The organism is Clostridium disporicum, assembly GCF_001405015.1.
GTDB classification, from domain to species: Bacteria; Bacillota; Clostridia; order Clostridiales; family Clostridiaceae; genus Clostridium; species Clostridium disporicum_B.
On sequence record NZ_CYZX01000024.1, the window covers coordinates 15,783 to 28,502 of the forward strand.

Consider the following 12,720-nt stretch of genomic DNA (forward strand, 5'->3'; position numbering starts at 1 on the left):
AACTAAGGAGTACGTGATATGTTGAAGGTTAATATAAATGGAGTAGATTTTAAAAATCCTGTAATAGCAGCATCTGGAACATTTGGCTTCGGAAGTGAATACAATGAGTTTTACGATGTGGGAGTTTTAGGCGGAATATCATCAAAGGGATTAACTTTAAATCCTAAGGATGGTAATAATGGAATAAGAGTTTTTGAAACACCATCAGGAATGATGAATTCAGTTGGACTTCAAAACCCAGGTATAGAAAGATTTATATCAGAAGAACTTCCAAAGATGAGAAAGTTAAACACTAACGTTATAGCTAATGTTGGTGGAGGTTGTATCGAAGATTACGAAACGGCAGTTGAAAAGCTAAGAGGAACAGATATAGATATGATAGAACTTAACATATCTTGCCCTAATGTTAAGTCAGGGGGGATGGCTTTTGGAATTAAATCAGAAGTAGCTTATGATGTTGTATCAAAGATAAAGAAAATAGCAGATAAGCCTTTAATGGTTAAGCTATCACCTAATGCTGAAAATATAGTAGAGATGGCATTAGAATGTGAGAGAGCTGGAGCGGATTCAATTTCATTAATAAATACACTTAAAGGATTAGCAATAGATCCATATAAGAGAAAGCCAGTATTTGATAATGTTTATGCAGGGGTTTCAGGGCCAGCAGTTAAACCAGTAGCACTTAGAATGGTTCATGAAGTAGCAAAGGCTGTAAGCGTACCAGTAATAGGGCTAGGTGGTATAGTTTCAGGAATTGATGCTATAGAGTTTATGATGGCTGGAGCAAGTGCAGTTCAAATAGGAACAGTTAATTTCTTTAATCCTAATGCAGGTAAAGAGATTATAGAGCAAATGGAACAGTTCTGTAAGGAACAAGGTATAAAAGATATAAATGAAATAATAGGAATTATATAAATATTAGATAGAGAAATATGGTACACCTATTGAAGTTAATTTAGTAGGATTACTTAAAGCGTATTATTTACGTGAATAAAGTAAAGAAACATCTGACTAAATTAGGATAAGGGGTAAGGAAGCACCTACTAACATATGTTGGTAGGTGTAAAACATATATAGGTTAGATTTCTAAAATTAGAGACTTAGAATCTTACTTAACGTCACCTAGCTAAATTAAAATTTAGAGGTTCGCTTATGGGAGGAAACATAAATATGAAAGCAAGACTTATACTTGAAAATGGGATGATATTCGAAGGAAATGCATTTGGACACTTAAAAGATAGTGTAGGAGAAGTAGTATTCACTACTGGGATGACAGGATACCAAGAGGTATTAACAGATCCATCTTATTACGGACAAATAGTAACTATGACATATCCACTAATAGGGAACTATGGAATCAACTTAGAAGATAATGAATCTGAGACTCCAAATGTAAAAGGATTTATAGTAAGAGAGAAGTGTAACTTCCCGAATAACTTCAGATGTGAAATCGGATTAGAAGATTACTTAAAGCAAAACAAGATAATTGGGTTAGAAGGAATAGATACAAGAGCTTTAACTAAGGTATTAAGAAATAATGGAACTATGAGAGGAATAATATCTTTAGAAGCAGAAACATTACAAGATGTTGAAGGAAAGATTAAGGCTTTCTCAAATAAAGAAGCTGTTAGTATAGTTTCAACAGAAAAACCTTATACAATAGAAGGAACTGGTAAGCACGTTGCAATAATGGACTTTGGAATAAAAACAAACATTATAAGAAATTTCAAAAAAAGAGGTTGCAAAATTACAGTATTCCCAATGAACACAAGGGCAGAAGAAATATTAGCAGTTAACCCTGACTTAGTATTCTTATCAAATGGACCTGGAGATCCAGAAGATTTAGGAAGCGTAATAGAAAATATTAAGAAGATAGTTGGAGTTAAGCCGATAGTTGGAATATGTTTAGGACATCAATTATTAGGGTTAACACTAGGTGGGAAAACTACTAAGTTAAAGTTCGGACACAGAGGATGTAACCATCCAGTAAAAGACTTAGAAAGAAATAAGGTACACATAACTTCTCAAAACCACGGATATGTAGTTCATGAATTACCAGAAGGTGTAGTTGCAACTCATATAAATATAAACGATGGAACAATAGAGGGAATGAAACATACTACTTTACCGATATACTCAGTTCAATTCCATCCGGAGGCTGCAGCAGGTCCAAAGGATAGCGAATATATATTTGATAGATTTATGGAATATGCACTATAGGAGGAATTAGAGAATGCCATTAAATAAAGATATTAAAAAAGTTTTAGTTATAGGGTCAGGACCAATCATTATAGGACAAGCGGCTGAGTTTGATTATTCAGGAACTCAAGCATGTCAAGCTTTAAAAGAAGAAGGTGTAGAAGTTGTATTAGTTAACTCTAATCCAGCTACTATAATGACAGATAAAGAAGTAGCAGATAAAATTTACATAGAGCCATTAACAGTAGAGTTTGTTGAAAAGGTAATAGCCAAAGAAAGACCAGATAGTCTTTTAACAGGTATGGGAGGTCAAACAGGACTTAACCTTGCGGTAGATTTAGCTGATGCTGGAATTTTAGATAAATATAATGTTAAAGTTATAGGTACTTCAATAGCATCTATTAAAGAAGGGGAAGATAGAGAATTATTTAGAGATATGATGAACAGAATAAACGAGCCTGTTATCACATCTGAAATAATAACTGATATGGAATCAGGAATATCTTTTGCTAACAAGATAGGATATCCAGTTATAGTAAGACCTGCTTATACATTAGGAGGAACTGGTGGTGGAATAGCTGAGAATGAAGAGGAGTTAAGAACTATTCTTGCATCAGGATTACAATTAAGCACAATTGGACAAGTTTTATTAGAAAAATCAGTTAAAGGTTGGAAAGAGATAGAGTACGAAGTAATGAGGGACTCTTACGGAAACTGTATAACTGTATGTAACATGGAAAACATTGACCCAGTTGGTATTCATACTGGAGATAGTATAGTTGTAGCCCCATCTCAAACATTATCAGATAAAGAATACCAAATGCTTAGAACTTCAGCTATAAACATAATAAATGCTGTAGGAATCGAAGGTGGATGTAACGTACAATTTGCTTTAAATCCAAACTCATTTGAATATGCAGTTATCGAAATTAACCCAAGAGTTTCAAGATCTTCTGCACTTGCATCAAAAGCTACAGGATACCCAATAGCTAAGCTTGCAGCTAAAATAGCTTTAGGATATGGATTAGATGAAATCAAAAATGCAGTAACTCAAAAGACATATGCATGCTTTGAACCCACATTAGACTACGTAGTAGTTAAAATTCCAAAATGGCCATTTGATAAGTTCTTTACAGCAGATAGAGCTTTAGGAACAAAGATGATGGCAACTGGAGAAATAATGGCTATAGGTGCTAACTTAGAAGCAGCATTATTAAAAGGTATAAGAAGCTTAGAAATAGGAAAATATTCTTTAGACCACCCAAAGTTTAAAGAAATGAGTATACAAGAATTAAAAGAAGCTGTAATGAAGCCAGATGATGAAAGATTATTTGCTCTTACAGAAATGATAAGAAGAGATTATAGAATTGAAAGTATCGCTAAGATAACTGGAATTGATATATTCTTCTTAGAAAAATTCAAGTGGATAGTTCAGGAAGAAACAAGATTAAAATTAAGCAAGATAGATGATTTAGATAAAGAATGGTTATTAAATCTTAAGAAGAAAGGTTTCTCAGATAAGGCTATAGCTGATATGTTAAAAGTTAAGCCAGACGATATCTACAGATTAAGAGACATATGGAACATAAAGCCAGCTTATAAGATGGTTGATACTTGTGGAGGAGAATTCGAAGCATTATCCCCATACTACTACTCAACTTATGAGCAATATGATGAAGTAGAAGTATCAGACAAGAAGAAGGTTATAGTTATAGGTTCAGGTCCAATCAGAATAGGACAAGGTATTGAATTCGACTATGCTTCAGTTCACTGTGTAATGGCATTAAAGAAGATGGGAATCGAAACTATAATAGTTAACAACAACCCAGAAACAGTAAGTACAGACTTCAATATTTCAGATAAGCTTTATTTTGAGCCATTAACTGAAGAAGATGTATTAAACATAATAGAAAAAGAAAATCCAGATGGAGTAATTCTTCAATTCGGTGGTCAAACTGCAATCAAGCTTGCTAATTTCTTAAAGGAAAAAGGAATTAAGACCTTAGGAACTACAGCAGACCAAATTGATATGGCTGAAGATAGAGAAAAGTTTGAAGAGTTATTAGAAAAATTTGATATAGCTAGACCTAAGGGGAAAGGTGTTTGGACTTTAGAAGAAGGTATAGAAGAAGCTAGAAGATTAAGATTCCCTGTACTTGTGAGACCGTCATACGTTCTTGGAGGACAAGGTATGGAAATAACTCATGATGAAGAAGAGTTAACATACTACTTAAAGAATGCATTTATGAAGGATAAGAAAAATCCAATACTTATAGATAAATACTTAATGGGTAGAGAAATCGAAGTTGATGCTATATCTGATGGAGAAAACATATTAATCCCAGGTATAATGGAACACTTAGAAAGAGCTGGAGTTCACTCAGGAGACTCTGTTACTATGTACCCAAGCCAAAACATATGTGATGAAATTAAGGCTAAAGTATTAGATTACACTAAGAAGTTAGCATTAGCTATCGGAATAAAGGGAATGATAAACATTCAGTTCATTGAGTTTGAAGGAAACCTTTATGTAATAGAAGTTAACCCAAGAGCTTCAAGAACAGTTCCATATATCAGTAAGGTAAGTGGAGTTCCAATAGTTGATTTAGCTACTAAGGTTATGCTTGGAGAAAAGCTTGTTGATTTAGGATACGGGGTGGATGTATATCCAGAGCCAGAATTAGTTTCAGTTAAGGTTCCAGTATTCTCAACTCAAAAGTTACCAAAAGTTGAAGTGTCTTTAGGACCTGAAATGAAATCTACAGGAGAAGTTTTAGGTGTAGGTAGAGATGTTAAAGAAGCTTTATACAAAGGATTTGTTGGTGGAAGCATGTATCCTTCAATGGAAAAAGGAAAGATATTAGCTACAATCAATAAGCACGATAAAGCTGAATTCTTACCAATAGCAAAAGATTTAGCTAAAGTAGGATATAAATTTATTGCTACAGAAGGAACTTGTGAATTATTAAGAGAAGCAGGAATAGACTGTGAAATAGTTAGAAGACTTAATGAAGATGAACCAAACATATTAGATGTAGTTAAGAATAAAGAAGTAGATTTAGTTGTAAATACGCCAACTAAGGGTAACGATTCTAAGAGAGATGGATTCTTAATTAGAAGAGCTGCTATAGAAAGAAATATAGGAGTTATAACAGCTCTAGATACATTAAGAGCTATAGCTGATGTTAAGGTAAATGAAATAGATAAGAAAAACTTAGAAGTATTTGATATAGCTAATATTTAGTTGAAACTTAGAGTGCAAATCAGGAATGGTTTGCACTCTTTTTAGGTTATTTATAATGATGTATAGCAAATATTTTTATATAGAATTTAATGATAATAATTAATAAAAGGCTGCGTAATTGCATCATTTTATTTTTTTAGATGTTAGTATGGAACCTTTTTACATATATAATCGTCTATTATACGAATCGATTCGGAGAGGGGAGTTATAAGTGGTTAACGAACTATTATTCAAAAAAGCAGTTGAAGGTGATATGGAGAGCTTTGTTAAATTAATAGAACCAATTAAAGAAAATTTATATAAAGTATCTTTTATGTATTTAAAAAATGAAAATGATGCTTTAGATTGTATTCACGAAGCAATCATAAAAGCTATAAAATCATTAAAAAACTTAAAAGAGCCACAATATTTTAATACTTGGATTACTAGAATCACTATAAATGTTTGTAAGGATTATATAAAGAAAAATAGTAAAGTTACTTTGGTAAATATAAATGATTATGAAAATAATTTAATTATAGAAAATACTAAAAGTGATTTTGAGGAAGATATTGCAATTGCTTTAGATAAGTTATCACCAAAAGAAAGAGAACTAATAGTAATGAGGTATTTAGAAGATAAATCATTAAAAGACATATCACATAAAACTAATGTACCATTAGGAACAGTAAAAAGTAGATTAAATAGAACTTTAAAAAAGTTAAAAATATATATGGAGGTATAAATTATGAAAGATATAAATATTGATGATATAAAAGTTTCTTCAAAATTAGATGAAGTTATTAAAAATGCTGCAACTGAAGGATATAAGGATATAAAATATAAAAATACGAAACGAATTAGAAAAAGTGCAATAGCTGCAACTATAGCTGCGTCTTTTTGTATAGCTATAGTTGGAACAGTTTTCTCTAATGAGATAAGTGCAACAGTTAAATTAGCAATGTTTGATATTAGAAATTATTTAGGTATTAATAGAAATTTAGATGATTACAAAACAGTAGTAAATAGTGCAATAAGTAAGGAGGGAGTAACAGTTCAGTTAAATGAAGTTATTTTAGATAAGGATGAGATTATTGTATCAACAACAATAAAGTCAGATGAGAATCTAGATAATAATGGGCATATATCTTTACATGGAAATGTGTACATTAATGGCAATAGAATATCTAGTGCAGCAGGTGGTTCAAGTAAACAAATTGATGAATATACTGAAGAAGTTGTTTTAACATATAAATTAGATAAGGAACTACAAGCTGGTGATTTAGATATAGAAATAAAATATGATTCAGCATATTTATATATTAATGATAGAGAAAATAAGGTTAACGGACCATGGAAATTTGAATTTACAGCTAATGGAGATACTTTAGCAGCGAATAGTAAGAGTATAAAAATAGGTAATTCATTTGTTTTAGAAAATGGACAAAAGATAACTCTTAACGAATATAGAAGTAATGATATAGGACAAAAAATTTATTACTCAATCGAAAATAAGGATAAGAATAATGTATATGATTTGGTATTAAAAGGTCATGATGACTTAGGAAGTGAAGTAGAGTTTTATAGTTCTTATGAAGAAATCACTAGTGGTGTGATGAAAAATCAAATAGAAATTTCTTCAGAGGCAAAAATATTAACATTAACTCCATATGCAGTGGCATACCCAAAAGAAAGTGGTAAAATGAGCCATGATTATAAAATAACTGGGGAAGAATTTACTATAATAATAAAATAATATTAGTTTTGATATTTGATGATAAATATAAATTTGAAAATTAGATTTACATGAACAGATTTAACATATTATGTAGCATTAAGGGTAGGCAAGTGCCTACCTTTAATTTTATTTATCTAATCCAGCTTAATGCGAATAATATACATAGAACTTGGTTTTCATTTGCTTTGTCGATAATATCAACTAAATAAGTACCTCCTGATTCTTCTTTTTGCACATTAACCGAAGCCAATACTTTTTCATTTTTGGAAATATTAAATTGTGGACCATCCCAATTACCGCTAATCGAAAAATTACTTCCTTTAATCTCATAAAATTCTTTCAATTCTTTCATATCTTTTTGTATTTCAATTTTATCATTATTTACAGATATAATTATTTGAGGTAAATCAACTAACCCAAAATTATATCTCCTTTTTTCTATCCTTCCTATTTTTTCATGATTAGCGTTAACAATAGAATAGCATGCACGTGTAGGTAATGCTTTTACTTTTTCAAAATTAATAATTTCTTTTCCGTTAGCATCTGTTACTTTTGAATCATTAAAACCTTTAAAATTTTTAAAGTTGATTCTAATCATTTAAAATTCTCCTTTATTAAATAATTGGATATAATACTATCTTATACATTACAAGATATTAATAGAACAGAAGGCTTGGGAAATTGGATTAAGATTAGAAATAAATTAAAGATAATAATATAATAAGAGCTAACTAAAAAAATATTTAGTTAGCTTGCTTACGATTATGTTTTTTTACTTCCAAAGTATGTCTTGAGGCATAACTTCAAGGATATTATTTAAAAGAGGCACTAAAGTTTCTCTTTTTACATTTGATGAAGAAATTAATTGTTTAAATTTTCTACTACCAGGTTGACCTTGGAATAAGCTTTGAAGTGGAGCAGCTAGTGAGTGAACATTACTTCCTCTTTCAAGCTCTTCTTCTACATAAGGAATATAAGATTTAATTATATCACCTCTAGAAATAGGCTTTATATTTTCATAATTAAGTTTATTTAAGTTAGCTAAAAGATAGCAATCTTCGTATGAGGCCCTACCTATCATAACTCCATCAATCTTAGTAAGTGCATCTTTAATTGAATCTAATGTCTTAAAGCCGCCGTTAATTTCAATATTTAAATAATTAAAGTCATTTTTAAGTTTATATACCATCTCATAATCTAGAGGAGGAATCTCTCTATTATCTTTTGGGCTTAAGCCTTTCAATATAGCAGAACGAGCATGAACTGTATATCTGTCTGGTTTTGCTTTAGAAACTGTATCTAAGAAGTCCAATAAATCTTCATAGCCTTCCATTATTATTTTGCTATTATTATCAGTAATAACTCCAGTTCCATCAATACCAATTCTGTGTTTAATAGTTACAGGTTTATTTGTTGCTTCCTTCATAGCAGAAAGAATTTCATAGACTAAGTTTTTGTCAGACATTAAAGCAGCACCCATTAAGTTTCCTGAAACTCTATCAGATGGACAGCCACAATTTAAATTTATCTCAGTATAATTAAAACCTTCCGCAAGCTTTAAAGCTTTATAGGCATCTTCAGCATTAGATGCTGCTATTTGTAAAGCTACAGGACCTTCTTCTTTTCTAAAATATAATATTTTATCTAAGTCACCATTTATTATTGCTTGAGCTGTAACCATTTCAGTATAAAGTAGAGCTTCTTTATTCATGATTCTGCAAAAATATCTAAAATGCCTATGAGACTTATCAACCATAGGAGCAATACTAATTTTAGGGGTAGGTATATTTGAAGTATATTTTTCCATCTTTTGTTTCCTTTCTTTTATCAGATTATTTATGATTTATTATAGCACATTAAAATATTCATAATAATAAATTAAGCTTTCGCAATAATTACCATTATATATATTGAAAGAAAGGGATAATTAGTAGCAAAGTGACAATATCAAAGTTAGTGTATATAATTATAAGTGACAAAATGAAAGGTAAGGAGTCTTAATATGGGTGAGAGAAAAAATAAAGCAATAGAATTACACAGCAATAGATACACTTGCTCACAAGCTGTAGCATGTGCCTTTTGTGATTTAGTAGATGTTGATGATGAAACTATGAAAAGTATAGTTAGAAAGTATAGTGGTGGGACGTACAAGGTATGTGGAGCCGTTATGGGAGCTTATGTTATAGTGAATTATTTAAAAGGTAATATAAATCCTGATAATCCAGCAGAGTGGATTAAAGAAGATGAGGAACTTTTACATGAGATTGAGAGAAGATTTAAGGAGAAAAATACTTCTGTAATGTGCAAGGACTTAAAGGGTATTACAACAGGAAATGTATTACGTTCTTGCAGAGGGTGTGTAGAAGATGCAGCTGAAATACTAGAAGAACTTTTAGCAGAATAGAAATAAAGTGTGAAGCACTTTGGACAAAAGTTTGACTTCGTCAAAGTCCAAGATATCGCTTTGTGATGGCCAAGAGATTTACAATATCCATGAGTAATAATTTAGAATTAAAGGAGCCATTGGATATTTACGAAGTAAATCTCTTGGACTGCCGTAGGCACTCTTGGACTCGACGAAGTCGACTTTGGGACTGTGCACTTAGTATGCAATTTATTTATTCTGCTACTGGTATAAATTTGAATTTTTCAACATCAAATATACCTTTATCAGTAATTTTTAGTGAAGGAATTACTGGAAGTGCTAGGAATGATAAAGTTAAAAATGGATTAAAATCTATATCTGGAGAGATTATGTCTATAGCATCATGAAGCTTAGCTAAGTCTTGAATAACTTCTTCAGCTTTTCTGCCTGTAATTACTCCACCAATTTCAAGTTTTATAGAAGATAGTACATTCCCATTTTGAACTACAATTATTCCTCCACCTAATTTCTTTAATTCTTCTACTGCAAAGATCATATCTGAATCATTAGTTCCAGCAACTATTAAATTATGAGAGTCATGAGTAATAGTTGTTGCAATAGCTCCAGAGTTTAATTTAAGGCCTTTTAATACTCCTAGACCAATATTTCCAGTGTTATTATGTCTTTCCATTACAGAAACCTTTAATAGGTCATTTTCATCTACTAGCGGAGTAAACTCATCTTTTAAATTTAAACTATCTATTTTAATCTTTAAATGATTGCTCTCTAATTTATTAGGAATTAGCTCTATTACATTTATAAAGTCTTTATTACTTATATCTATTTTTAAGTCTTCAGATGTTAACTCTTTTATATTCATTGCTGTTGGAAGATTTACTTCTTCAACAATTTCATCAGGCATATTAAATAATTCGTTGTTTTTAACAACAAGAGTTCCATTCTTATAAACTGATTCTATTGAGAAATCTTCTAAGCTATCTAATATCAAGAAATCAGCAACATAACCAGGGGCTATAGCACCTTTATTTCTTAAGTTGTAGCATTCTGAAGGATTTAGAGTAGCCATTTGAATCGCTATTTCAGATTTTAAACCATTGTTTACACAAAGCTTTATTGAATTATCAATACTTCCATTCATAACTAAATCATCTATATGCTTATCATCAGTGCAAAGGCAAAGACGTCTACTATTAAAAATTGAAGCTCCGTGAACTAAGTCCTTTAAATTTTTAGCAACAGTACCTTCTCTTATAAGCACGTACATTCCACGTCTAACCTTTTCTATTAATTCCTCATAAGTAACACTTTCGTGGTCAGTTCTAATATTAGCAGTAGCATAGATATTAACCATGTCATTATTAAAACCAGCACAGTGACCATCTATTACACCATTATTCTCCTTAGCATCCCAAAGCTTTTGAATCATATCTTCTTCACAGTTTAAAACTGCAGGATAATTCATAACTTCTGCTAATCCAAGAATGTTTTTATTTTTATAGTATGGCTTTAAATCTGAACTATTTAATATAGCACCAGAGTTTTCAAAAGATGTAGCTGGTACACAGGATGAAAGCATAAAGTAAAAGTCAAAAGGTATATCCTTGCTAGAGTTAATCATAAAATCAATACCTTTTTTGCCAAATACATTTGCAATTTCATGAGGGTCTATAACCATAGAAGTAATACCATGACGTAATGCACATTTATAATATTCCTTTGGAGTAAGTAGTGATGATTCGATATGAGCATGACTATCTATAAGGCTTGGACATATATATTTACCTGTACCATCAATCTCAGTAGTACCAGAGTATTCTCCTAATCCAACTATATATCCATTAGATATTCCAACATCAGAAATGAAAGTAGAACATTGAAAAACATCTACAACAGTAATATTTTTAATAACTAAATCGCAAGGTCTTCTTTTAGCTGAAGACTCAATCGTTTTTACAAATAAATCTTTATTCATTAAATCCACCTCGTAAATTATTCTTAACCTTCGTGGATCCAGAGACTTCATAGTTATATCATTTACGGTGATATAGTAGAGACGCTTAAACCTTATTATTAAGCTTATACGAAGGTTATTGTTAACCATTATATTCAGATAAGAAATTAATGTCAAAGAAAAATTTAAAAAAAATATCCACGATTAATAATATATATTCAAAAAAATGTGAATATATAATAAGTTAAACGGTTTCTTAAAAGAATATTTTAAATTAAGAAAAATAATAGGAAATGTCTAACTTTGAAAAAGTATCATAAAAGTTATATTATAAAATATGTGCGAAAAAATATAGGGGATATAAATAGCACAGATAAAATTTAGTAAGAGGTGCGGATATGTATTCAAAGGAAATTGATAATTTAGCTCATTCTGCAGAAGTGAAAATTGGACTGTATAAAGACAGTAAGTTAAAGTACATAGTAGCAGCAATGATGGGAAGTTTCTTAGTAAGCTTAGGAATTATGCTAATTTATTCTATAGGTGGAATTATGCATCATGCAGGAAATGAAACTTATAAGATATTAATGGGAGCTTCATTTGGTGTTGCTTTAAGTCTTGTATTCATGGCTGGTGGAGATCTTTTTACAAGTAATGCAATGATTATGACTGTGGGAGCCTTAAAAAAGAAAGTTACATGGTTAGATGCAGTTAGAATATGGATTGCAGTTTGGATTGGTAATCTCTTAGGCGGGATTATGGGGGCATTCTTATATGTACAAGCTGGTCTTGCTACAGGGAAAAGTGAATATATTGGAGAGTTTATAGTAAGCAATGTTTCTGCTAAAATGGCAACTCCAGGAATGCAATTATTTTTAAGAGGATTATTATGTAACGTTTTAGTATGTCTTGCAACTTGGATGTGTTACAAGTTAAAAGAGGAAACTGCTAAGATTTTAATGATATTTTGGTGTTTATTTACGTTCATAACAGCAGGATTTGAACATAGTGTTGCTAATATGGGATTCCTAGCTATGGGGTTAATGTTACCTCATGGAGTTGATGTTAACATTATGGGATATATACATAATATAGGTTGGGTTTCACTTGGAAACTTTGTTGGTGGAATATTGTTTGTAGGATTACCATATTACTTTATAAGTATGAAGAAAAAAGAAAAATAAAATAAATATAAAAGAAAATGACTGTATGCAATAAAAGCA

At 30.8% G+C, this 12,720-nt stretch carries 10 protein-coding genes and 1 riboswitch; of the genes, 7 read left to right on the forward strand and 3 right to left on the reverse strand.

Features of this window, described 5'->3' with window-relative positions; all coding sequences use genetic code 11:
- Positions 1 to 18: 18 nt before the first annotated feature.
- The 5 genes from ARA56_RS13920 to ARA56_RS13940 all read left to right on the forward strand — a co-directional run bounded on the left by ARA56_RS13920 (position 19) and on the right by ARA56_RS13940 (position 7,178).
- Positions 19 to 915: a dihydroorotate dehydrogenase gene (locus ARA56_RS13920; RefSeq protein WP_055267714.1), complete on the forward strand. Its 897-nt coding sequence runs from the start codon at positions 19 to 21 to the stop codon at positions 913 to 915.
- A gap of 255 nt (positions 916 to 1,170) precedes the next feature.
- Positions 1,171 to 2,220, forward strand: a complete 1,050-nt coding sequence (locus tag ARA56_RS13925) for a carbamoyl phosphate synthase small subunit (RefSeq protein WP_055267785.1) — start codon at positions 1,171 to 1,173, stop codon at positions 2,218 to 2,220.
- 13 nt (positions 2,221 to 2,233) lie between these two features.
- A complete protein-coding gene (gene carB / locus ARA56_RS13930; RefSeq protein WP_055267717.1) occupies positions 2,234 to 5,443 on the forward strand; it encodes a carbamoyl-phosphate synthase large subunit in 3,210 nt (1,069 codons plus the stop codon).
- Between the two features lie 211 nt (positions 5,444 to 5,654).
- Positions 5,655 to 6,167 carry a sigma-70 family RNA polymerase sigma factor gene (locus tag ARA56_RS13935; RefSeq protein WP_055267719.1) on the forward strand — a complete coding sequence of 171 codons (513 nt, stop codon included), beginning with the start codon at positions 5,655 to 5,657 and terminating at the stop codon, positions 6,165 to 6,167.
- Positions 6,168 to 6,170: 3 nt separating this feature from the next.
- A complete protein-coding gene (locus ARA56_RS13940; protein WP_055267720.1) occupies positions 6,171 to 7,178 on the forward strand; it encodes a DUF4179 domain-containing protein in 1,008 nt (335 codons plus the stop codon).
- A 112-nt stretch (positions 7,179 to 7,290) separates the two neighbouring features.
- Here ARA56_RS13940 and ARA56_RS13945 read toward each other — a convergent pair whose 3' ends face one another.
- The gene (locus tag ARA56_RS13945; protein WP_055267722.1) at positions 7,291 to 7,758 is read right to left on the reverse strand and encodes an LURP-one-related family protein; all 468 of its coding nucleotides are present in this window, start codon (positions 7,756 to 7,758) and stop codon (positions 7,291 to 7,293) included.
- A 174-nt stretch (positions 7,759 to 7,932) separates the two neighbouring features.
- A complete protein-coding gene (gene dusA, locus ARA56_RS13950) occupies positions 7,933 to 8,967 on the reverse strand; it encodes a tRNA dihydrouridine(20/20a) synthase DusA (RefSeq protein WP_055267724.1) in 1,035 nt (344 codons plus the stop codon).
- A gap of 195 nt (positions 8,968 to 9,162) precedes the next feature.
- On the opposite strand from dusA, the gene ARA56_RS13955 reads away from it, so the two are divergent.
- Complete coding sequence (locus tag ARA56_RS13955; RefSeq protein WP_055267726.1) at positions 9,163 to 9,564, forward strand: C-GCAxxG-C-C family protein; 402 nt, start codon at positions 9,163 to 9,165, stop codon at positions 9,562 to 9,564.
- 214 nt (positions 9,565 to 9,778) lie between these two features.
- On the opposite strand, the gene ade is transcribed toward ARA56_RS13955, so the two are convergent.
- Positions 9,779 to 11,518 (reverse strand): adenine deaminase, encoded by a 1,740-nt coding sequence (gene ade, locus ARA56_RS13960; RefSeq protein WP_055267728.1) that lies wholly within the window; start codon positions 11,516 to 11,518, stop codon positions 9,779 to 9,781.
- 30 nt (positions 11,519 to 11,548) lie between these two features.
- A riboswitch (purine riboswitch) is annotated at positions 11,549 to 11,650 on the reverse strand.
- A gap of 245 nt (positions 11,651 to 11,895) precedes the next feature.
- Here ade and ARA56_RS13965 point away from each other — a divergent pair.
- Positions 11,896 to 12,681, forward strand: coding sequence for a formate/nitrite transporter family protein (locus ARA56_RS13965; protein WP_055267730.1), 786 nt, complete (start codon positions 11,896 to 11,898; stop codon positions 12,679 to 12,681).
- Positions 12,682 to 12,720 lie beyond the last annotated feature (39 nt).